The 23281-nt window shown below is 36.8% G+C and carries 21 protein-coding genes and 1 riboswitch; of the genes, 15 read left to right on the top strand and 6 right to left on the bottom strand.

Annotated features, from left to right (window positions below; genetic code table 11):
- Window positions 1-22: 22 nt before the first annotated feature.
- On the bottom strand, window positions 23-562 hold the full coding sequence (dsbB, locus tag HV560_RS09380; RefSeq protein WP_176812722.1) for a disulfide bond formation protein DsbB: 540 nt from the start codon (window positions 560-562) through the stop codon (window positions 23-25).
- A 66-nt stretch (window positions 563-628) separates the two neighbouring features.
- Entirely contained in the window at window positions 629-2170 is a 1542-nt protein-coding gene (nhaB, locus tag HV560_RS09375) for a sodium/proton antiporter NhaB (protein WP_176808796.1), read from the bottom strand.
- 133 nt (window positions 2171-2303) lie between these two features.
- On the opposite strand from nhaB, the gene fadR reads away from it, so the two are divergent.
- Entirely contained in the window at window positions 2304-3029 is a 726-nt protein-coding gene (fadR, locus tag HV560_RS09370) for a fatty acid metabolism transcriptional regulator FadR (RefSeq protein WP_176808795.1), read from the top strand.
- 14 nt (window positions 3030-3043) lie between these two features.
- A complete protein-coding gene (locus HV560_RS09365) occupies window positions 3044-4111 on the top strand; it encodes a PhoH family protein (RefSeq protein ID WP_176812721.1) in 1068 nt (355 codons plus the stop codon).
- 111 nt (window positions 4112-4222) lie between these two features.
- Here the strand turns inward: HV560_RS09365 and tkt are convergent, their stop codons facing one another.
- Window positions 4223-6244: a transketolase gene (gene tkt / locus HV560_RS09360; RefSeq protein WP_272955350.1), complete on the bottom strand. Its 2022-nt coding sequence runs from the start codon at window positions 6242-6244 to the stop codon at window positions 4223-4225.
- A 310-nt stretch (window positions 6245-6554) separates the two neighbouring features.
- Between tkt and rpmE the strand changes: the two genes are divergently transcribed.
- The 8 genes from rpmE (at window position 6555) to ilvY (ending at window position 13493) form a co-directional block, all read left to right on the top strand.
- The gene (rpmE, locus tag HV560_RS09355; protein WP_006249284.1) at window positions 6555-6767 is read left to right on the top strand and encodes a 50S ribosomal protein L31; all 213 of its coding nucleotides are present in this window, start codon (window positions 6555-6557) and stop codon (window positions 6765-6767) included.
- Between the two features lie 61 nt (window positions 6768-6828).
- The gene (locus tag HV560_RS09350; RefSeq protein WP_176812719.1) at window positions 6829-7392 is read left to right on the top strand and encodes a nucleotidyltransferase family protein; all 564 of its coding nucleotides are present in this window, start codon (window positions 6829-6831) and stop codon (window positions 7390-7392) included.
- Between the two features lie 121 nt (window positions 7393-7513).
- The gene (locus HV560_RS09345) at window positions 7514-8677 is read left to right on the top strand and encodes a glycosyltransferase (protein WP_176812718.1); all 1164 of its coding nucleotides are present in this window, start codon (window positions 7514-7516) and stop codon (window positions 8675-8677) included.
- On the top strand, window positions 8664-9812 hold the full coding sequence (locus HV560_RS09340; protein WP_176812717.1) for a glycosyltransferase family 4 protein: 1149 nt from the start codon (window positions 8664-8666) through the stop codon (window positions 9810-9812). The genes HV560_RS09345 and HV560_RS09340 overlap by 14 nt, the downstream gene beginning before the upstream one ends.
- 4 nt (window positions 9813-9816) lie before the next feature.
- Window positions 9817-10491, top strand: coding sequence for a glycosyltransferase family 25 protein (locus HV560_RS09335; RefSeq protein WP_176812716.1), 675 nt, complete (start codon window positions 9817-9819; stop codon window positions 10489-10491).
- Window positions 10492-10507: 16 nt separating this feature from the next.
- A complete protein-coding gene (locus HV560_RS09330; protein ID WP_176812715.1) occupies window positions 10508-11575 on the top strand; it encodes a glycosyltransferase family 9 protein in 1068 nt (355 codons plus the stop codon).
- A 1-nt stretch (window position 11576) separates the two neighbouring features.
- The gene (locus HV560_RS09325) at window positions 11577-12605 is read left to right on the top strand and encodes a glycosyltransferase family 9 protein (RefSeq protein WP_176812714.1); all 1029 of its coding nucleotides are present in this window, start codon (window positions 11577-11579) and stop codon (window positions 12603-12605) included.
- Window positions 12606-13493, top strand: coding sequence for an HTH-type transcriptional activator IlvY (gene ilvY / locus HV560_RS09320; protein WP_159630711.1), 888 nt, complete (start codon window positions 12606-12608; stop codon window positions 13491-13493).
- Between the two features lie 96 nt (window positions 13494-13589).
- Here the strand turns inward: ilvY and lon are convergent, their stop codons facing one another.
- Window positions 13590-15992, bottom strand: coding sequence for an endopeptidase La (gene lon, locus HV560_RS09315; protein WP_176812713.1), 2403 nt, complete (start codon window positions 15990-15992; stop codon window positions 13590-13592).
- 201 nt (window positions 15993-16193) lie between these two features.
- Window positions 16194-16319: riboswitch (FMN riboswitch) on the top strand.
- Window positions 16320-16492: 173 nt separating this feature from the next.
- Between lon and ribD the strand changes: the two genes are divergently transcribed.
- From ribD to ribH, 4 genes are all read left to right on the top strand, one after another.
- Window positions 16493-17578, top strand: coding sequence for a bifunctional diaminohydroxyphosphoribosylaminopyrimidine deaminase/5-amino-6-(5-phosphoribosylamino)uracil reductase RibD (gene ribD, locus HV560_RS09310; RefSeq protein ID WP_176808785.1), 1086 nt, complete (start codon window positions 16493-16495; stop codon window positions 17576-17578).
- A 9-nt stretch (window positions 17579-17587) separates the two neighbouring features.
- A complete protein-coding gene (gene ribE / locus HV560_RS09305) occupies window positions 17588-18235 on the top strand; it encodes a riboflavin synthase (protein WP_176808784.1) in 648 nt (215 codons plus the stop codon).
- Window positions 18236-18246: 11 nt separating this feature from the next.
- Window positions 18247-19446, top strand: a complete 1200-nt coding sequence (locus HV560_RS09300; protein ID WP_176808783.1) for a bifunctional 3,4-dihydroxy-2-butanone-4-phosphate synthase/GTP cyclohydrolase II — start codon at window positions 18247-18249, stop codon at window positions 19444-19446.
- A gap of 108 nt (window positions 19447-19554) precedes the next feature.
- Window positions 19555-20016: a 6,7-dimethyl-8-ribityllumazine synthase gene (gene ribH, locus HV560_RS09295; RefSeq protein WP_176808782.1), complete on the top strand. Its 462-nt coding sequence runs from the start codon at window positions 19555-19557 to the stop codon at window positions 20014-20016.
- A gap of 50 nt (window positions 20017-20066) precedes the next feature.
- Here ribH and lnt read toward each other — a convergent pair whose 3' ends face one another.
- Window positions 20067-21572, bottom strand: a complete 1506-nt coding sequence (gene lnt / locus HV560_RS09290) for an apolipoprotein N-acyltransferase (RefSeq protein WP_176812861.1) — start codon at window positions 21570-21572, stop codon at window positions 20067-20069.
- 55 nt (window positions 21573-21627) lie between these two features.
- The gene (gene corC / locus HV560_RS09285) at window positions 21628-22533 is read right to left on the bottom strand and encodes a CNNM family magnesium/cobalt transport protein CorC (protein WP_176808781.1); all 906 of its coding nucleotides are present in this window, start codon (window positions 22531-22533) and stop codon (window positions 21628-21630) included.
- 126 nt (window positions 22534-22659) lie between these two features.
- Here corC and HV560_RS09280 point away from each other — a divergent pair, with 126 nt between their 5' ends.
- A complete protein-coding gene (locus HV560_RS09280; RefSeq protein ID WP_176812712.1) occupies window positions 22660-23268 on the top strand; it encodes a DUF2057 family protein in 609 nt (202 codons plus the stop codon).
- Window positions 23269-23281 lie beyond the last annotated feature (13 nt).

The raw sequence follows: 23281 nt of genomic DNA, 5'->3' as shown, positions 1-23281 counted from the left end.
ATCTTACCGCTTGCAATCCGCCTTAACGGAAAATAAAACTATTTTTTTGTCGGTTGTGTTTAAATTGACTCATTAAAGTAATCACCGCAAAAACGAGGTAAACCGCAAACATAAAAATAAGCCATTGTGCCATTGAAAAACCAAACATTTCCCATTGGTTTTCGCTACAATTCACCGAACCAGGTGAAAAGAACTCAGGTAACCATTTATCAAGGGGTAAGGTTTGCGGAAAATCTACCTTAAACTCGCATTGATTCCAAGGTGATGGATTAATCTGATAATCTTGATGCTTAAGTGATAACATTAGACCTTTAAACGCACTGATAAGCCATATCAGAATTGCTAGCCAGCGAAGAATTGCATAGCGATTGCCAAAAAGACCTAAAATACTTGCAAATAAAATACCCAATAAAGCTATTCGCTCATAAATACACATTACACAAGGCACTAAACCCATTACGTGTTGAAAGTATAGAGCGACACCTTCTAGCATAATACAGCTTAATACCAGAAAAAACCACGCACCACGAGAGAGTGACAGATTTTTAAAATAATGGAGCATAATGATTCCTTATATTTATGAAGTTTTTTCATTCTACCTTATTTGGTATGGCTTATCTATATTAGATTAACGTGTGACAAACAATCCCCAATCTATCATCAATTCTGTCATAGCAGGCAGCAAGAATTCCAATGATAAGAAGCCAACAATAGAAAGAACAAGAGTATAAGGTAGAGCCATATACACCATTTTGCCATAAGATAGCCTAATTAACGGCGCAAAAGAAGAGGTTAATAAAAACAAGAAAGCGGCTTGCCCGTTTGGTGTTGCAACAGAAGGAAGATTTGTGCCTGTATTAATGGCAACTGCAAGTAAATCAAATTGTGCTCGTTCTACAATCCCAGCATTTAATGCTGTTTTAGCCTCGTTAATATAAACGGTACCCACGAATACATTATCTGAAACCATTGAGAGTAATCCGTTGAAAATATAGAATAAGGACAGTTGATCGTGTGGCTCTGCAGATAATACAAATGAAATAATCGGTTCGAATAATTTTAAATCAATAATAACAGCAACGATTGAGAAGAACACTGTCAGCAATGCAGTAAAAGGCATTGACTCCTGAAATGATTTACCTAACGCGTGTTCATCGGTAATACCACAGAATGCAGTACAAATAATAATGATCGTTAAACCAATAATGCCTACATCGGCAAGGTGTAATGCTAAGCCAATAATTAACCAAATACCAGCAATAGCTTGTACAAGCATTTTTAGTTTATCTTGCTTAGTCATTTTTCGCTCTTTTAGTTGATTGTAACGAGCAAGTACAATCCATACTTTACGAGGTAGTTTATCGCCGTAACCGAATAATTTGAATTTTTCAACAATAAAACAGGTGGCAATACCACAAAGTAATACAGGTAAGCTAACAGGTAAAACGCGTAATAAAAATTCTGTAAATCCCCACTCTGCTTGTGATGCAATAATTAAGTTTTGTGGCTCACCCACCATGGTCATAACACCGCCTAACGCAGAACCGACACCAGCGTGCATTAACAGGCTTCTTAAAAAACCACGAAATTGTTCTAAAATCTCTTTGTGAATTAGAATTTTCTCATCATTGGTAATATCGGTTGAGTCATCAAAACTATTACCTGAAGCAACTTTATGATATACCCCATAGAAACCTGTTCCTACGCTGATGATAACAGCAATTACAGTTAGGGCATCAAGGAAAGCAGATAAGAATGCCGCACTTAAACAGAATGCCAGTGAGAGTGTATTTTTAGAGCGGATAACAACCAGCAGTTTAGTAAAAATATAAAGTAGCAGTTGCTTCATAAAATAAATGCCAGCGACCATAAACATGAGAAGTAAAATAACATCAAAATTCGCAATAATTTCATGTTTAATATGTGTAGGGCTAGTCATACCAATAATAACCGCCTCAATTGTAAGTAATCCACCTGGTTGTAAAGGATAACATTTTAATGCCATTGCAAGAGTAAAAATAAATTCAGCAACAAGAAACCAGCCAGCTGCAAAAGGGCTAATAAAGAAATAAACGAGAGGATTAATAATTAAAAATGCAATAATACAGAGTTTGTACCATTCAGGGCTTTTCCCTAAGAAACTTTTAAAAAAAACATCAAAATGACTCATAATAACCTCAAGCTTTGAAAATAATATTGCAATTGTAATCTAGTTTAGATTAAAGGATAATAGGGACAACTGAATTTTTATTTACAATAATTGATCATAAATAAAAACTGTGTTGAAACATATTGAGGAGCTAATGGAAAACACTAGCATTTTAAAAGCCCAAAGCCCAGCAGCTTTAGCAGAAGAATATCTTGTAAAAAGTATTTGGAATAATCATTTTCCAGCAGATTCTGATCTTCCTGCTGAAAGAGAGCTCGCAGAACGAATTGGGGTAACAAGAACAACATTACGAGAAGTTTTACAACGCTTAGCTCGTGACGGATGGTTACATATTCAACATGGCAAGCCAACAAGAGTAAATAATATTTGGGAAACTGCTGGTCCAAATATAATCAGTACTATTATTAAGCTGGATAAAAATTATCTACCTGTTGTCATTTCAAATGTAGTTTCATTACGCACTCGTATGGCAGAAGCCTATATTCCTGAAGCTGTTAAGTTTTCACCACAAGAGTGTGTAAAATTATTTGACGGATTAGAGAATCTAGAAAATACGGCAACTGCGTATGCGGAGTTTGATTATAAATTGTTCAGGCAGTTTACTTTTTTAGCGAAAAAACCTGTTTATGCTTTGATTTTAAATAGTTTTAAATCTATGTATCATCAAGTCGCTAAAATTTTTTTTAATGATTCGAGTAATCGCCAATTAACCTTAAATTTTTACCGCTCGCTATTGGCTGCTTGTCTTACGGGAGATAGCCAAAAAGCGAGTATTTGTATGGCAAAAAACCGCCAATCTAGTGGCGAAATTTGGAAAAAATTATCCGTAAATGTTCACGAAACTTTAGGTGAACTTTAATAGAAGGTAACACGTTGAACGAAATTATTTTTAGTTTAGAGCCTCAAGATAATGCCCGTTTGAAATCACTTTGCGGTGCATTTGATGGACATTTAGCCTTAATTGAGAAAAGTTTTAACTTGGTTATTTCTCGTCAAGGATTCAACTTTACTATTCAATCGGTAGATGAAAACCGCTATTGTGCAAGTCTGATTCAAAATAGCGTTAAGCTAATCAAACAACTCTACAACGAAACTGCACCAATTAAAGGCAAAATTAAAGAGTTAGATTTAGACGATGTTCATTTAGCGATTCAAGAAAGCCGAATGTTATTACAAAACCAGTGGCAAGCAAGTGCACAAGGTGAAATTGCGATTAAAACCAAACGTGGCGTGATTAAACCGCGAGGCGAACATCAACAAGCCTATCTCCGCAATATTTTAAGCTATGACATTAGTTTTGGTATTGGTCCAGCTGGTACAGGTAAAACGTTTTTAGCCGTGGCGGCGGCAGTCGAATCGCTTGAACGCCAAGAAATTCGCCGAATTTTGCTCACACGTCCAGCGGTTGAGGCGGGAGAAAAGTTAGGCTTTTTACCTGGTGATTTAGGACAGAAAATTGAACCTTATTTACGTCCTTTATATGATGCTCTTTTTGAAATGCTTGGTTTTGAAAAAGCCCAGAAATTAATGGAACGTGGTGTAATTGAAATTGCACCTCTGGCGTATATGCGTGGACGAACGCTAAACGATGCCTTTATTATTTTAGATGAAAGCCAAAACACAACGACAGAACAGATGAAAATGTTTTTAACTCGAATTGGTTTTAATTCCAAAGCGGTGATTACAGGCGATGTTACGCAAGTTGATTTGCCTCGTAGCCAAAGATCGGGTTTAAAACACGCAATGGAAGTGCTAAAAGAGGTACCAGAACTGAGCTTTAACTTCTTTGATAGCAAAGACATTGTTCGCCATCCAGTCGTGGCTAAGATTGTTCAAGCTTATGATGTTTGGGAAGCGATTGATGAAGAACGCAGAGAGCAGCACAAACTTGAAAAATTAGCACTTGAGCAAGAAAAAATCTTAGCACAAGCCCAAATATGATAAGTCAAGCGGTCATATTTACAAATTTTTTTGCAAATATGACCGCTTGCTTAATCTTTCAAATAACAAAAAAGCGGGAATTCAATTCCCGCTTTTATTTTTATCTCTGGATTATAAAATCTCTTTCGCCTTTGCAACTACGTTTTCAACGGTAAAGCCGAATAGTTTGAATAATTGATCTGCAGGCGCTGATTCACCAAAGCTATTCATACCTACAATACGCCCTTCAAAACCAACGTATTTATACCAGAAATCTGCTAATTGAGCTTCAATTGCTACACGCTTAGTTACTGAACGTGGTAGTACAGATTCGCGATATGCTTCGTCTTGTTTATCAAATACATTAGTGCTTGGCATTGATACGACGCGAACTTTTACACCTTCGCTGGCTAATACATCAGCGGCTTTCATTGCTAAGTCCACTTCAGAACCTGTTGCAATTAAGATTAAATCTGGGCAAGTGCCTTTTTCACAGCAATCACGCAAAATATAACCACCACGAGCTGCATTCGCTAGTTGCTCAGTTGTACGTTCTTGTTGAGCAAGGTTTTGACGTGTAAAGATTAATGCTGTTGGACCATCTTTACGCTCCACCGCTGCTTTCCAAGCAATCGCTGATTCTACTTGGTCTGCTGGTCTCCACGTTTCTAAGTTTGGAATTTGACGTAGTGATGCTGTTTGTTCTACAGGCTGGTGTGTTGGACCATCTTCTCCTAAACCGATTGAGTCATGAGTGTAAACGAATAAGACACGTTGTTTCATTAATGAGGCCATACGCACTGCGTTGTGAGCGTATTCATAGAACATTAAAAATGTTGCACCGTAAGGAATAAATCCGCCGTGTAAGGCAATGCCGTTCATAATTGCTGACATACCAAACTCACGTACACCGTAGTTGATATAGTTACCATCTACATTGTGTTCCGCACGGATTGGTTTTGAGCCAGACCATAATGTTAAGTTAGAGCTTGCAAGGTCTGCTGAACCACCTAGGAATTCAGGTAACGTTGGTGCGTATGCTTCGATAGCATTTTGAGATGCTTTACGGCTTGCAATGTTCGCTGGATTTGCCTGTAGTTTTTCAATAAACGCTTTGCTTTCTGCTTCCCAATTTGCAGGTAATTCGCCTGCATTGCGACGTTTAAATTCTGCTGCCAATTCTGGATATGCAGATTCGTAAGCAGCAAATTTTGCATTCCAGTCTTTCTCTGCTAGAGTGCCTTTTGCTTTTGCATCCCACTCTGAATAGATTTCTGCTGGAATTTCAAATGGAGCGTGTTCCCAACCTAAGAATTCACGAGCGGCTGCAATTTCAGCATCGCCTAATGGTGCTCCGTGGCAATCGTGAGACGCTGATTTATTTGGTGAACCATAGCCGATAATTGTTTTACAGATGATTAGGGTTGGGCGTTCTGTTTCTGCTTTTGCATTTTCAATCGCAAATTTGATTTGTTCAGCGTTATGACCATCAACGTTACGAATGACTTGCCAGCCGTAAGACTCAAAGCGCTGAGCTGTATCATCAGTAAACCAACCATCAACGTGACCATCAATAGAAATATTGTTGTCATCATAGAATGCAATTAATTTACCTAAACCTAAGGTGCCTGCTAATGAACAAGCTTCGTGAGAGATCCCTTCCATTAAACAACCATCGCCTAAGAATGCGTAGGTGTAGTGATCGACAATATTATGACCTTCACGGTTAAACTGTGCAGCAAGCGTTTTTTCCGCAATTGCCATACCTACCGCATTGGTAATACCTTGACCTAAAGGACCCGTAGTAGTTTCAACACCTGGTGCATAACCATATTCAGGGTGACCTGGTGTTTTAGAATGTAGTTGGCGGAACTGTTTTAAATCTTCAATAGAAAGATCATAGCCTGTTAAATGAAGCAAGCTATAAATTAACATTGAACCGTGACCATTAGACAGAACGAAACGGTCACGATCTGCCCATTTTGGATTGGTAGGATTGTGTTTTAAGAAATCACGCCATAAAACTTCTGCAATATCCGCCATACCCATTGGTGCACCTGGGTGACCTGAGTTAGCTTTTTGCACAGCATCCATACTTAAAAAACGAATTGCATTCGCAAGCACTTTACGTTCTGCCATTGTGTTACTCCTAATTGAGATGTTATATGAGTTATATATGAAAGGGTGTAGATTTGGATTCTACACTATTTTTTATGAAAAATTCAAAAATATCATATTTAAAATATGATTCTTTATGATTTAATTTGATTTAACAGAAAATAGGATTTTATTTGGCTACAGCCTATTTTAGTGGTTGATCTCAGCTATAAATTTATCTAAAATACACACTCTTTTTAGGCGTTGAGTATGTACTCAACATTTTATTAATCACATATGGTACTTATCAGCGGTAGAAATTCTAACAAGATAAGTGGCGATATGGTCTCGTTAGAGGTTCCCCATAATGAAACAAGGTATTCACCCAGAATATAAAGAAATTACTGCAACTTGCTCTTGTGGTAATGTAGTTAAAACCCGCTCAACAGTAGGTAAAGATTTAAACTTAGACGTATGTGGCAACTGCCACCCGTTCTACACTGGTAAACAACGTGTTGTTGATACTGGTGGACGTGTTGAACGCTTTAACAAACGTTTCAGCATTCCAAGTTCAAAATAATTTAATTATTGCAAACCCCGCAAATGCGGGGTTTTGTTTATGCAAAATAGGTATTTTTCGTATGTTAAGTAAAATTGAAAAACTGATTGATGAAATTAATAAAGTTCATCTAGCTTTCTCACAAGATTACTTTGAAACCAGTAAAATTGAGAAAGTAAACCTTAAACATACTCTTTCTAAAGTACCTATTGAGCATATTCTGGCTTATCGACTAAATCTACATGAGTCAATCAATGATTATTTATATCGTGCAGATTTATATGACATATCTTATTTTTATCGGGTAAAAACATCAGAATCTATTGTTTATAAGATAGAGCGTTTTAATCAATGTAGTGAAGGTTATCCTGTAAATAGTATTCTAAATGATATTTTTGGTGCGAGAGTCATTGTTGATACGGAAACCATCGAAAAAATAATGGAAAGTTTAGATGAATGGAAAGAAAAGTATGGTCTAAAAAATTGGTATTTGCGAGATAAAGAAGAGTATATTGGTATTCATATCTATTTTAAAAATGCAAGCAACTTTTACTATCCTTGGGAATTGCAAGTATGGGATAAAAAGGATGCGGAGAAAAATATTCAAAGCCATCGAAAATATAAGCGTGATTTTGTAAAAAACTAGACCAATTCTAATTACATCAGCAAACCAAGTATTATTGACGACAGTAGTGAGCAGTTCGATAAATTTTAAAACTAAGTAATGATCGTATTGCTATCAAGCTAATTATTTAATGAGACTATCAATGAAAATATTATTTCTACATAAGTGGTTAGTTATGGGAGGAATAGAGCGAATTTTAGTAAATTATCTCTCTATTTTACAGTATGAAGAAGAAATTTATATAGATGTTCTGATTGATTATGATACAGAAAAAAATGTATTCCATCATTTAATACCTAAGAATATTAGTGTCAAATATTTATTTGATGAGCATTATTATTCATATAAAGAGAATTTATATTCTGAAAGAAATATAAGTTGGATAAAAAAACTTAACTATAAACTTCTTAATATAAAGGAAAAGAAAAATAAGAAGAAATGGCTTATGGATCATATTTTAAAAGGAAAATATGATGTTGTGATTAATTTTAGTAACCATTTCGATCCATATATTGATTTTAATAGATTAAGATGCCCTATTATTAGATGGCAACACTTGGCAATAGATAAAATTAGAGACAAAGATATAAACCTATTGGGGAAATATAGTAAGATTGTTACTATTTGTGAAGATATGAGGCTACAGTTGCTAAATTATGTATCCCCAGACAAGCTAGAAGTGTTATTTAACCCGATGGAAACACAGAAAGTTTTGGAACTTTCTAAAGAAAGTATTCCAAATGAATATGAGTATGGTTATTTGATACAAGTAGCTAGACTAGATAAAATAAAAAGACATTCTGATTTAATTAGCATTTTTCATCAATTAGTTAAGAAAGGTAGAAAAGAGAAATTATTGATTATTGGAGATGGGGCGGAATTAAGAAATCTAAAAAATTTAATTAATGAGCTAGGTTTACAAGAAAATTGTTTTCTACTTGGTGAAATAGAAAACCCATATCCGTATATAAAGAATGCCAAATTATTTCTCCATACATCTGAAAGAGAGGGGCTGCCGACTGTTTTGCTTGAGAGTATGATCTTAAATACACCTGTCGTTGCTATGGATTGCCCTACTGGTCCAAGAGAAATCTTAGATGATGGTAAATGTGGTGAGCTTGTTGAAATGGGAGATAATGAAACTTTTGTTGCTAAAACGTTAAGCTTGTTAGAATCGCAGTCAAAAATTGACTTTTATAAATATAATATGAATATTCATATTAAAAAATTTAGTGAAATTGAAATAAAGAGAAAATTTATTTCACTTATTAATCAGATAATAGGATTAAACAATGAAAAAATTTAAAATTGCACTACTTATTAATGAATATTTCGGTGCTTTGGGAACAGGATTCGGCAGATATGGTTTTTTAGCACGTAGATTAGTTGCTAAATACTTAAATAATAATGATATTCAGGTTGACGTTCTATTAAAAAATACATCAAGAAATTTTGGAATGTTTGCTAGAAAGCATATTATTGATGGCGTAAATGTTTATGAAATTCCGAAAAAAGAGTGGTTTGCGAAAAGATGGTTAAGAAATCAAAATTATGATGCGTATTTAACTATTGAAACGACCTTTGACCTGCCAATAATGATTGAACCAGATAAGGAGAAAAAGCTCATTTTCTGGATTCAAGATCCTAGACCATTAAGTGACTGGGATGAAATTAATACTGTAGAACTATTTCCTGAGCCTTGTTATTATGATCAAGCTGCTTATGATAGAGTACATCAACTTTACAAAGATAATAGAATTAAATTTGTTTCTCAAGGTTATTTTTTAAATGATAAAGCTAAAGAGCTTTATCGCTTAGATGATAATATAGATATTACCTATTTACCAAACCCAATTGAAATTGATGAACAGTTTGATGTAACTAGCTATCCTAAAAAAGATATTATTATTTTCTTAGGGCGTATTGAGTCTGTTAAACGAGGTTGGTTATTTTGTGAGATAGCAAAACAATGTCCTGAATATGATTTTTATATGTTAGGACAGACATTCTATGATGCAGAAAGAAATTCTGAAATTATTAATCAATATAAAGATGTTCCTAATCTACATTTTGCTGGTCACGTAGATGGTGAATTAAAGAATCAATATCTAAAAGATGCAAAAATTTTAATTAATACATCTATTCACGAAGCATTGCCTGTGTCATTTTTAGAAGCATTATCTTATGGAACATTGTTGGTAAGCAATCAAAACCCCGAGAATTTAACCTCTAAATTTGGTGTAGATGTGGGTACTGTTTTGGGTGATGGTTTTGAATCTGTTGAGCTTTATGTAAATGCGGTTAGAGAGTTAATGCTAAATGATGAAAAACGCACTAAATTAGTATTAGAAGCAGTGGAGTATATTAAAGAGGTTCATAATATACCGAGATTTATTACTGATATGACACGCATTTTATCTGAAACAGTGAAGAAGGATTAGTATTATGTATAATCATCCTCCTATTTTTATTATTAGCTTAAAAGACTCTACTCGCAGAAAAGAAATTTCAGCACGGCTAAATAGCTTGGAGCTTGACTTTCAGTTCTTTGATGCAGTCTATGGTAAAGCTCTTACTCAAGAGCAGCTAAAACAAATTGATTTTGAATTCTATCCCCAAAAATATGCAGCAAAAAAGCCATTAACATTAGGTGAAATAGGCTGTGCATTAAGCCATATAAAAATGTATGAGCATATTGTTGCTAATAACATTCCTGAAGCAATTATTTTGGAAGATGATGCAATTGTTTCTCTTTATTTTAAGCAAATTTTAAAAGATGTATTAAGAAAGGTTCCTGCTCGCAGAGAAATCATTTTCTTTGATCACGGAAAAGCAAAAGTATTTCCGATTATGCGTAATTTAGTAGAGCGTTATCGTTTAGCTAGATATTTAAAGCCCTCAAAAAATTCTAAACGTTCTATTATTAGAACAACAGCTTATTTAATTACGCAAGATGGGGCGAAAAAGTTACTCAAATGTGCTTATCCTGTCAGATTACCATCTGATTTCTTGACTGGGTTACTTCAAATGACTGATATTCACGCTTATGGTGTAGAGCCTGCTTGTGTTTTTGGTGGGCATATCTCAGAAATTGATGAGATTGAGGATAGATATAAATAAATTGGTATTAAGCTCAATGAAGATCTTCAAAAAATTAATGCTTTTTTTATTAGAGAAAAGAAATATTCTTGATGATAAAATATTGCATACTACAGAAATCAATTCTATTCTCATACGTCCACTTGGTTGGGCGATTGGTGACGCTGTAGTCCATACAGCACATATAAAGCAGCTGAAAAAACGCTATCCTAATGCAAAAATTGGTGTTGTTGTAGCATCTGCTAATAAAGTAATCTATGAAAATTCTCAGCTGGTTGATAGTTATGTGTATAGAAATTTTTTAGATTACATTCGAAATTATAAAAAATGGGATTTGGTTATTGATTTTGAAAATAACTTTAATTCCTCTTCGTTATTAATGGATAGGATTATTAATCCAAAGTATATTGTTATTTTTCGGAAGTATCATAAAAAATATTACAATCTTGAAACCATTCAGAATTATAATTTTCACTACCCGCAAGAGGCTAGTGATAAATTAAGCCATTATTTGTTAAATTCGGGATTTAACGCTAATAATCGTTTATCTATTGAATATAGTGTGCTAAATACTGAGCCAGAATATGATCTAAAAGCATCTCAGATATGGAGGGAGAAAACATTTAGAATACTATTATCTCCTTATGGAAGTAAACGATATATTCCTGTTAGAGAATTAGCAGAATTACTTAATCAATCTGTAACAGACAACATAGAATACATTGATATTATTCTAAGCAATACAGAATTAGCTCAAGAGTATTATCAAAATCTTCAACAATATTGCCCACATCTGAATATTCGATTATCCCCTAAGCAGTCATTGAGTGAATATATCTCTTTAGTGGCGAGTGCAGATTTTGTTATTGCGGTAGATGGCGGTGCTCTACATATTGCGTGTGCTTTTCAAAAGCCGTTATTAAGCTTCTTTGCTAAGAGTATGCCTAATATGGGGGCTTGGGAACCATTATTATTACCTACTACACCTCATTTTAGGGTACTCACAAAAAATGATGTAGGGACAAATTCAAATTTAACAGAAGATTTTGAAATTGCTCAGGCAATTATTTGGTTTAAGAATTATTTAATAGAAAATATAAACTAATATGAAATTAAAAGCTGTTCTACAAAAACTCCGTTTATCACTGGGTAAAAAACTGATTGATATAGAGAAATCAAAAGATTCTTCGTTGAGATTACTGAATAAGATTCTTTTCCTTCGTCAAGATGGGAAGATCGGCGACTATATCGTCAGTTCCTTCGTATTTAGAGAACTCAAAAAGTATAATCCTAATCTAAAAATTGGGGTGGTTTGTGATAAAAAGCAAGCCTATTTATTTGAGCAAAATCCCTATATTGATCAATGTTATCGAGTTAAACGGAAAGATATTTTAGATTATATTCAATGTGGAAAAAATCTATGTCAAGAACAATATGATGTGGTGATTGACCCTACAGTTATGCTAAGAAATCGAGATCTATTGTTACTCCGATTGATCAATGCTAAAAGCTATATTGGTTACAAAAAATCTGATTATCAAATTTTTAATATCAGCTTGGAGCAAGAATGTCATTTTTCTGAACTTTATCAACAAGCATTAGAAAAATTGGGCATTGTGGTTGAAAATATGCAATATGATATTCCTTATCATTCAACTGCAAATGCAGAAATTTGTGATTTCTTAGACCAAAAACAACTAAAAGATTATATTGCCATCAACTTTTTTGGTGCTTCAAGCTCTCGTAAAATCAATGATGAAAATATGGGAAAATATATTTCCCATTTGCAAAAAATTGTTCCAAATAGACCGCTTATATTGCTAAGTTATCCTGATGTGTTGGAAAAATTGAAAGCAATTTCAAAACAATTTGACCAAGTTTTTGTGTTTGATACCAAACATATTTTCCACACGATTGAGCTTATTCGTTATGCGGATTGGTTAATTTCACCAGACACTTCAACCGTCCATATCGCTTCAGGCTTAAATAAAAAAATCATTGCATTATATGGAGATGGACAAGAAAACTGGACACATTGGAAGCCTATGAGCAAAGCAGAAACTCATATTCTATTTTATAAAGAAAATATTAATGAAATTTCACCAGAGCAGATTAAACCTGAATGGCTAAATTAAATGGACTTTCAAAGCCTTAAGCTGTTTCTAGACATCGCCCAAAGCCGTAGTTTTATCCGCAGTGCGGATAAAAATTATATGACTGCCTCAACCCTTACTCGCCATATTCAGCGTATGGAAGAAGAGCTGGGGCAGCCTTTGTTTTTGCGGGATAATAGACAGGTTCATTTGACTGAAGCGGGTGAAAAATTCTTAGAATTTGCAAAACAAGGTTGGACAGAGTGGCAACAGCTCCAGCACAAGCTTTCTCCTTTACACGGGGAGTTGGAGGGGGAGCTAAAAGTATTTTGTTCTGTCACTGCTTCTTATAGCCATTTGCCACCTATTTTATCGCATTTTAGGCAAAAGTATCCGAAGGTGGATATTAAGCTAACCACAGGCGATCCAGCACAAGCACTACACGAAGTGCAATCGCTGACTGCCGATATTGCCATTGCAGGCAAGCCAGAATTGCTACCGAATAATATTATCTTTCATTATATTGATGATATCGCACTTTCCATTATTGCTCCTCGTGTTGCTTGCCAAGCTACACAGTTTCTACAACAATCGCCGATTGATTGGAAAAAGATTCCCTTTATTCTTCCAGCGAATGGACCAGTCAGAAAACGTATTGACCGCTGGTTTAAAGAGCAAAAAATTAAAGAGCCGAGAATTTATGCCACCGTAACAGGGCACGAGGCAATATTGCCGATGGTTGCACTTGGTTTTGGTGTGGCGTTGTTGCCTGATGTGGTGATTAAGCATAGCCCAATGAATAATCAAGTTTCTTATCTGAATTTACCCTCGCCTATTACACCTTTTGAACTTGGAGTCTGTGTTCAGCAAAAGCGTCTGCAAGAACCGATTATTCAGGCATTTTGGGCACTTTTGTCTAAAACCACATAATAACAAGCGGTCAGATTTTTATAAAAATTTGCAAAATAGATCAAAAATTAGACCGCTTGTATAAAAAATAAAGGTGCATTTCTGCACCTTTCGTTATTATTGGACGGTTGCTTTCGCTCGTGTTTTTTTCACTTTGATGTCCGTTTTGGATAACAGCTCAATACCCATTGGTGGGTTTTCAAGAGCAATTGCCAGTACTTCATCAATGGTTTCCACTGCGTGAATGCTTAATGCAGCTTTGGCATTTTCTGGGATTTCCTCTAAGTCTTTTTCATTCTCTTTTGGAATAATAACGGTTGTAATGCCCCCTCGATGAGCAGCCAGTAATTTCTCTTTTAATCCGCCGATTGGTAACACTTTACCCCGTAAGCTGATTTCACCCGTCATCGCCACTTCTTTGCGAACAGGATTGCCGGTTAGGCTTGAAATTAGTGCGGTACACATTGCAATACCTGCACTTGGTCCATCTTTCGGTGTTGCTCCATCTGGCACGTGCACGTGAATGTCTCGTTTTTCGTAGAAATCTTCTGCAATGCCTAATTTTTCTGCTCGAGAACGCACAACTACCATTGCTGCTTGAATAGACTCTTTCATTACATCGCCTAGTGAGCCGGTGTAAGAAAATTTGCCTTTACCAGCAACCGAAGCGGTTTCAATGGTAAGTAAATCACCGCCAACTTCGGTCCACGCTAAGCCTGTGACCTCGCCAATGCGGTTTTGATTATCCATTTTGCCGTAATCAAAACGTTTTACCCCTAAATAATCTTCAATGTTGTTCTCAGAAACTGTAATTGATTTTAATTTTTTATCTAACACTAAGGCTTTTACGGCTTTACGGCAGATTTTAGCAATTTCACGTTCAAGCCCACGCACGCCTGCTTCACGTGTGTAGTAGCGGATAATGCTTAAAATTGCACTATCTTCAACTGTGAGCTCGCCCTCTTTTAGTCCGTTATTTTCTTGCTGTTTAGCCAATAAGTGATCACGGGCAATGTGCATTTTTTCATCTTCGGTATAGCCTGAAAGACGAATCACTTCCATACGGTCTAGCAACGCTGGCGGAATATTCATTGAGTTTGAAGTTGCTACAAACATTACATCAGATAAATCATAATCTACTTCTAAATAGTGATCGTTAAAGGCTTTATTCTGCTCTGGATCTAGCACTTCAAGTAACGCTGAAGCTGGGTCTCCACGCATATCCTGTGCCATTTTATCTATTTCATCTAATAAGAATAGTGGATTACGCACGCCAACTTTCGCCATTTTCATCATTAGGCTACCTGGCATTGAGCCAATGTAAGTGCGGCGATGTCCTCGAATTTCCGCTTCATCACGCACGCCACCTAACGCCATACGCACATATTTACGGCCTGTTGCATTCGCAATAGATTGTCCAAGCGAGGTTTTACCTACGCCTGGCGGGCCAACTAAGCAAAGAATTGGGCCTTTTAATTTATTTAAACGGCTTTGTACCGCAAGATATTCCACAATGCGATCTTTCACTCGTTCTAAACCGTAGTGGTCTTTGTCTAGCACTTCCTGAGCTTGTGCTAAATCTTTTTTTACGGCGGATTTTTTATGCCAAGGCATTTGTAAAATCCAGTCGATATAAGTACGCACAACCGTCGCTTCAGAAGAGTTTTGTGGCATAGCTTTTAGTTTTCTAAATTCACCATCAAGTTTGTCTTTAACTTCTGTGGGTAATTTAGTCGCATCAATTTTCTCTTTGAGCTTATCTAATTCGCTTTGCTCAACGTCATCGCCATTACCCAGCTCTTTTTGAATTGCTTTGATTTGTTCATTGAGATAGTAATCACGTTGGTTTTTCTCCATTTGCTGCTTCACACGGTTACGGATACGGGTTTCAGTTTCAAGCGTGTCCATTTCCGTTGCCATTGCAATTAATAAGCTTTCAAAACGAGCGACCAGATTGAGTTGCTCTAGCAGTTCCTGTTTTTTCTTTACAGGGGAAATTAAGTTAGAGGCTATAGTATCGGCTAAACGGTCTTCATGCGTAATTTTTTGCAATTTAGGAATAATTTCCGCTGGAATTTTTTTATTGTTTTTAACGTAATTTTCAAATTCGGTCAGAGTTGTTTTGGCAATGGCTTTTAATTCTTCATTATCTTCATCATATTCAGAATAAAGCGGTTGAATGGCTGCCCAAAAACCATTTTCATCATCATAGATTTGTTCGATTTTTGCCCGAGTTTGCCCTTCAACTAACACCTTCACAGTGCCGTCTGGCAAGTTTAACATTTGAATGATATTCGCTGTTATGCCAACCGAATACATATCATCTTTACTCGGTTCTTCTTTATTCGGATCTTGTTGGGTAACTAAAAACAGTTGTTTATTTGAATCCATCGCCGAGCGTAGGGCTTGAATTGATTTTTCACGACCTACAAATAACGGCATCACCATATAAGGGAAAACCACCACATCACGCAATGGAAGTAGTGGTAATTCAATCGCTTTCTTTTTTCTTGGTGCCATAAATTTGCTCTCTCCTAAAATCTCGTTATCCCATTATGAGGATGAATTTAGGAAAAACAAGGGAAAATTTGATTTATATTAAAAAAACTCAACATACCAAAACAGTAGGTTCTAGCAATTTAATCAATCGTTAAATTCAGCAGAGTTTGCCCTAATTCTTGCTTGACATTAAATGGGAATGCAAGCAGAATTCTCGCAAATTTTAATCTTCAGGGCAGGGTGAAATTCCCGATCGGCGGTAAAGTCCGCGAGCGAAACGAAAAAGGTTTGGCAGGAACTGGTGAAACTCCAGTACCGACAGTATAGTCTGGATGGAAGAAGAGGTTATTATGTGGAAAGCACGGCGCAAGCGGTGGTTTTTCATTCCTTTTTTGCAAGCCTTGAGATCGTGAGATTTCAAGGCTTCGTTACTTTTAGCACAAGTAAAATTTTTATGAAATTTAACCGCTTGTGGTTAAAAGTGATCTATTCATCACGCCCTCCATTTATCAAAATACTATATGAAAGACGCACAATATATGGCTTATGCCATTGAACTTGCCAAGAAAGCAAAAGGCTGGACGAATCCAAATCCTTTAGTGGGTTGTGTGATTGTGAAAGATGGCAAAATTGTTGCTAGTGGCTATCACGAAAAGTATGGTGAGTGGCATGCCGAACGTAATGCGATTTTACGCTCCGAGCAAGATTTAAACGGAACAACAGCTTATATTACCCTTGAGCCTTGCTGCCATCACGGACGAACGCCACCTTGTTCTAATTTATTGATTGAGCGAGGAATTAAAAAGGTGTTTATCGGGTCTCGTGATCCGAATCCTCTTGTTTCAGGTAAAGGCATTGAGCAGTTAAAAGCGGCTGGGATAGAAGTAATTGAAGATTTTATGCGTGCGGAGTGTGATGAGCTAAATCCCATTTTCTTTCACTACATTCAAACTAAACGCCCTTATGTGTTGTTGAAATATGCAATGACGGCAGACGGCAAAATAGCTACCTACACGGGCGAATCAAAATGGGTTACGGGCGAACAAGCACGAGCGAAAGTGCAAGAAACTCGCCATCAGTACAGCTCAATTATGGTTGGTGTAGAAACGGTGTTGGCGGATGACCCGATGTTAAATAGCAGAATGCCTAATGCAAAACAACCCGTCAGAATTGTCTGCGATAGTCAGTTAAGAACGCCACTAGATTGCAAATTGGTACAAACCGCCAAAGCATACCGCACAATCATTGCGACAACCAATAATAATGCGGAAGCTCACAACGCATACCAACAATACGGTGTGGAAATTGTGGTAACAAAAGCTGATAACAAGCGGGTAGATTTGCTTAATCTTTTGCAAAAACTAGGCGAAATGCAAATTGACAGCCTGTTGATTGAAGGCGGCTCAAGCTTGAATTTTAGTGCATTAAAAGCAGGTTGTGTAAACCGAGTGCATTGCTATATTGCCCCCAAATTGCTTGGTGGAAGAGATGCTAAAACGCCGATTGGGGGCGAGGGGATTGGCAATTTAGCTCAAGCAGTAAAATTAGAATTGAAATCTACAGAGCAGGTTGGTGAAGATCTTTTATTGGATTATGTGGTTAAGTAGGGAAGAAAAATGTTCACAGGCATTATCGAAGAAGTTGGTCAAATCGTGCAAATTAAAAAACAGGGTGAGTTTGCCGTGGTTGCGGTAAAAGCTAAAAAAGTGCTTACGGATGTGCAATTAGGCGATAGTATTGCGGTAAATGGTATTTGTTTGACGGTCACTTCTTTTACGAAAGAACAATTTACCGCCGATGTGATGTCAGAAACGCTAAAACGCACATCGCTTGGTGAGTTGGGCATCAATAGCCCAGTCAATCTTGAGCGTGCAATGGCGGCAAATAGGCGTTTTGGTGGGCATATTGTATCGGGGCATATTGATGGTATTGGCTCAGTTGTCGAAATTACTCCAGTAGATAATGCTATCTGGTATCGCATCAAAACCGCACCGAAATTAATGCGTTATATTATTGAAAAAGGCTCAATTACTATTGATGGAATTAGTTTAACAGTAGTTGATGTGAATGACGAATCATTTCGTGTATCGATTATTCCGCATACGATTAAAGAAACAAATTTAGGCTCGAAAAAAATCGGTAGCCTTGTGAATTTAGAAAACGATATTGTCGGTAAATATATCGAACAGTTTTTATTGAAAAAAGAACCTGAAAACCCACCGAGTAAACTAACGATTGATTTTCTAAAAAATGCAGGATTTTAAAAGGATAAATAATGTTTAAATTTTCAACTGTAGAAGAAGCTATTCAAGCAATTGCCGCAGGTAAAATTATTTTAGTCAGTGATGATGCAGATAGAGAAAACGAGGGTGATTTTATCTGTGCGGCGGAGTTTGCTACGTCAGAAAATATTAATTTTATGGCGAAATATGGTAAAGGATTGATCTGCACGCCGATTTCTTCAGAGATTGCTGAGAGATTGGATTTTCACCCAATGGTGGTGATAAATAAAGATAATCATCAAACAGCGTTTACAGTTTCTGTCGATCATATTGAAACAGGTACTGGTATTTCGGCTTTTGAGCGTTCTTTAACGTGTATGAAGATGTTAGATGAACATTCAAAAGCAGAAGATTTCCGCCGTCCAGGACACGTTTTCCCTTTAGTGGCAAGAGAGGGCGGCGTATTAGTGCGTAATGGGCACACGGAAGCAACGGTAGATTTAGCTCGCCTTGCAGGCTTAAAACCAGCAGGGCTTTGTTGTGAAATTATGTCAAAAGATGGCTCGATGATGCAAATGCCCGAACTCCAAGCCTTTGCGAAAGAGCATAATATGCCGTTTATTACCATTCAGCAGTTGCAGGAGTATCGTAGAAAACACGATAGTCTAGTTGATGAGGTCTCGGTTGTGAATATGCCGACTAAATATGGTGAATTTAAAGCCCATAGCTTTGTGGAAACTTTATCTGGCAAAGAACACGTCGCTTTAGTAAAAGGTGATATTGGCAATGGCGAAAATGTGTTATGCCGTATTCATTCAGAATGTTTAACAGGCGATGCGTTTGGTTCACAACGTTGCGATTGTGGACAACAATTTGCCGCCGCGATGAATCAAATAGAAGCAGAAGGCAGAGGTATCGTACTTTATTTACGTCAAGAAGGGCGAGGTATTGGCTTAATCAACAAACTGCGTGCTTATGAATTGCAAGACAGAGGAATGGATACGGTGGAGGCCAATCTTGCACTAGGCTTTAAAGATGATGAGCGTGAATACTACATTGCGGCTCAAATGTTTGAAAAACTGGGTGTGAAATCTATTCGTTTATTAACTAATAACCCAGCAAAAATTGAAGGGTTAATTGAGCAGGGCTTAAATGTAGTCGCCCGTGAGCCAATTATGGTTGAACCAAACAAACATGATTTAGAATACCTCAAAGTAAAACAGCATAAAATGCGACATATGTTTAATTTTTAATGAAAATTCTCTGGTACAAGGGTAATTTGCAAACATTTAGTGAAAAATGACCGCTTGTCGCTCTTAATTGAAATATCAAATTTATTTTTAAAGTAAGGAAAACAAACAATGGCAACATTTCAAGGTAACTATATTGCAACAGGCTTAAAATTTGGTATCGTGGCAACTAATTGGCATAAAATTTTTATCGATCAGCTATTAAATGGTGCGATTGATAAGCTATTGCGTCACGGTGTAGAGGCAGAAAACATTGACACCGTTTGGGTGCCAGGGGCATTAGAGATTTCGATTGCGGCGAAAAAAATGGCACAAAGTGGTAAATATGATGCGATTATCTGTTTAGGTGCGGTGGTGCGTGGTGCAACTAGCCATTATGATGTGGTGGTAAATGAATCTGCAAAGGGGATCAGCACTACGGCATTAGAAACGGGCGTGCCAATTATCAACGGTATTTTAACGGTAGAAAATCTAGAGCAAGCGATTGAACGTTCAGGCACTAAAGCAGGCAATAAAGGCGAAGAGTGTGCAATGGTTGCGATCGAAATGGCTAACCTATTAAAGGCATTATAGTTTGATTGCTTAAAAAATCCCCTTAGAATTTAGCATTCTAAGGGGATTTTTTATTTCTTTCTCAACAGTAAGCTGCCGATAAAACAGAGCAGACTTAGCCCATAAATCAACCAAGTGCCAAATTGTTTGAAAGGCGTATCGCCTTTGGTTGGCTGAATGGTTGCAGTAAGTACATCAGCAGTGAATTGCGGTAGTTGATGTACCACTTTCCCTCTCGGATCAACAACTGCAGTAATGCCAGTATTTGCCGCACGTAAAAGCGGTTTGCCTAGTTCTAAAGCTCGCATTCTTGCTATTTGGAAATGTTGCCAAGGACCGATACTTGAACCGAACCAGGCATCATTTGTAATGGTTAAGAGATAATCCGCATTCTGGCTTTTTTGGTTTTGTTGAACTTGATGACCAAAAATAATTTCATAGCAGATTGCCAGATTAAAACGATGATTTTTAGCAATAATGGGGTTTTGAATAAAATGACCTTGCGAAAGATTGATCGGCAGAATAAAGACTTCTCGCATCCAATTTAATATTGAGCCGAATGGCACATATTCGCCAAATGGGACGAGATGGTGCTTGTTATAGCGTTCATTTTTGTGTAAATCATAAGCCTTATCTTGCCCTAATAGTACTGCACTGTTAAATAATTCTTGTTTTTCATTTTCATAGAGTGTGCCGATGATAATCTCGCTATTGTTTTGATAAGAGAGATTATCCCAGGCCTCTAAAATGCCAACAATTTGATTTTCAAGAGAAGGAATCGCAGATTCAGGCAGAATAATGACATCGCTGCTGTCTAAATGGGGCAGAATTAATTGTTCGTAGGTTTGAACGCTATGGTTAAAATGCTTCGGATCCCATTTCATTTTCTGCTCAATATTGCCTTGCACTAGACTTATGACAAGCGGTTGTTTTTCTTCATTAATTTGCACAAAGTTGAGAAAACGAGTGGCAACGCTTATCGAAAGAATGACCGATAGTATGGCAAAGGACGAAGCAATGCGACACTCTTTTTTCACTATATTGACTAAATAGCTACTTGTTACTATGACAAGGAAAGTTAATCCCTCTACCCCGAAAATGGGGGCAATGCCCGCAAATGGGCTATCAATCAAACTATAACCAAATTGTAACCAAGGAAAGCCAGTAAATACCGCGCCACGTAAATATTCGGTGAAAGTGAAAATGGCCGCAAGAGCAAACGGATTATTTAGCTTGAGTTTGTATGAGAGAAAGCTAAAGAGCAAATTATAAATGGCTAAATAGCAAGCCAGTAGCAAAACAGCGAGATAGCTTAGCGTAACTGGTATGCCACCAAATTGAGTCATACTCACGGACACCCAGTTCACACCAGTGCAGAAATAACCGATAGACCAAGCAAATGTTGCCCATAATGCTGTTTTTTTGTGTTCAAGTGTGGCTGCCCACATTAAGCCAGTACTTGAAACAAAAGCAATGATCCAAATATCAAAAGGGGAGTAGGCAAGAGTACCTAATGCCCCTAGCAACAGAGCCGTAATACAAGCGGTTAAAATTGGGGGATTTTTTGCAAAATTCATCATCTAGTTAAGTAAATAAGAGGGCACGTCTAAAGGTGCCTTTTTAAATTATCGATTATTCTTCTTCGCTTTGCGAACGTTGTTCCATTTTCTCTAAGTGTTCATCGGAAAAGGTCACTCGTAGCTGAATTAACTGGCGGCTATTTGCAGAAGTCACCTTAAATTCTAGCCCATCTAACTCAATTTGTTCGCCTTGTTTAGGGAAGTAGCCAAAGGCTTTCATTACAAGCCCACCAATGGTGTCTGCCTCTTCATCGTTAAAGTGAGTATAGAAAAACTCATTGAATCTCTTAATATCAGTGAGGGGCAACACGGCATAAGTGTGTCTTGAAAGTTGGCGAATGGGTGTCACTTCTTCTTCGTCGAACTCATCATCAATATCACCAACAATTTGTTCAAGGATGTCTTCAATCGTCACTAAACCTGATACTGCTCCAAATTCATCTACGACGATTGCCATATGAAAACGCTCAGAGCGGAATTCTTTTAACATCCTGTCTAATCGTTTACTTTCTGGCACAATAACGGCAGGGCGAAGGATTTCTTGCAGATTAAATGGCTCAGAATCAGAGCGTAGGAATTTGAGTAAATCTTTTGAGTGGAGAATGCCTTCGATTGTATCTTTCTCGTCACGCACAACAGGGAAGCGAGAGTGTGCAGACTCAACAATCACATCAATAAAGGTTTCTAAAGGCTCATTAGCATCAATAAATACAATTTGTGAGCGGGGAATCATAATATCGCGAACACGCAATTCAGAGATCTCCATTACACCTTCAAGCATCTCTTTGGTTGCACTGTCAATTAGCTCGTTTTCGACAGAATCTCGGATTACCTCAACTAAATCTTCACGGTTTTTAGGCTCATTTTGAAAAAGATTACCAAATAGCGTGTGTAAAATGGATTTTTTTTCTGATTTTTCCGTTGTATTGATATTTACACTTTGCTGTTCATCACTCATAGTTTTGTTCCAGTTAAATAAATTACGCCTATAATAAGCAAATTCAATAACAAATCAAATAAAACATTGCTATTTCTATTCAAATTAGCATAGGATAGGCACGATTTATTATGTTAGGAGTTTGAAATGAAATTAACCAAAATGGCATTAGCGATCGCGACTTTAGCGGTAAGTTCTATCGGGGTAGCGGGTACATTAAGTTCCTCACCAATGGTAGAAATTTTAGCGTTGGATGGAAAAAAGATGAAAGTAGGCACTACTTCAGTACAAATAAGTGAAAATAAAACTCACCAAGTGGTAGTGGAAGTGGCTGGAACAATTGGCGACGATTTCTTTACGTCAGAGCAAATTATTTTGACCTTTCAAGGAACAGCAGAAAATGCCAAGATTGAAATACCAAGATTGAGCTCAAAGTTGGATCTTCGCAAATTCCAAGAGAATCAAGCAATCACCATTAAAACAGATTCTGGAAAAGTGATTTCCCATAAGCAAGACTTGTTAAAAGGTGAAGGCTTTTTAGCAAAAACCAGAGTGGAAGAAAATCTAAGCAAATATAATTTAGCTAAAAAAGTAGCGTCTGTTAAAACGTTTGCGACTGCACCACTTGAAGCAAAAGGACAAATTGTTGTAGATACAAACAAAGTTTCAGAATCTGAATTACAGCTTTTATTCCAAAAAGCAGATAAACAAACGCAAAAACGTTTCCTAGATTGGGTGGAAAAAAACGTAAAATAATTCTATTCTAATC

Origin of the sequence: Mannheimia pernigra (assembly GCF_013377995.1) — a bacterium.
Taxonomy (GTDB): domain Bacteria; phylum Pseudomonadota; class Gammaproteobacteria; order Enterobacterales; family Pasteurellaceae; genus Mannheimia; species Mannheimia pernigra.
This window is presented reverse-complemented; position numbering and strand designations above follow the sequence as displayed.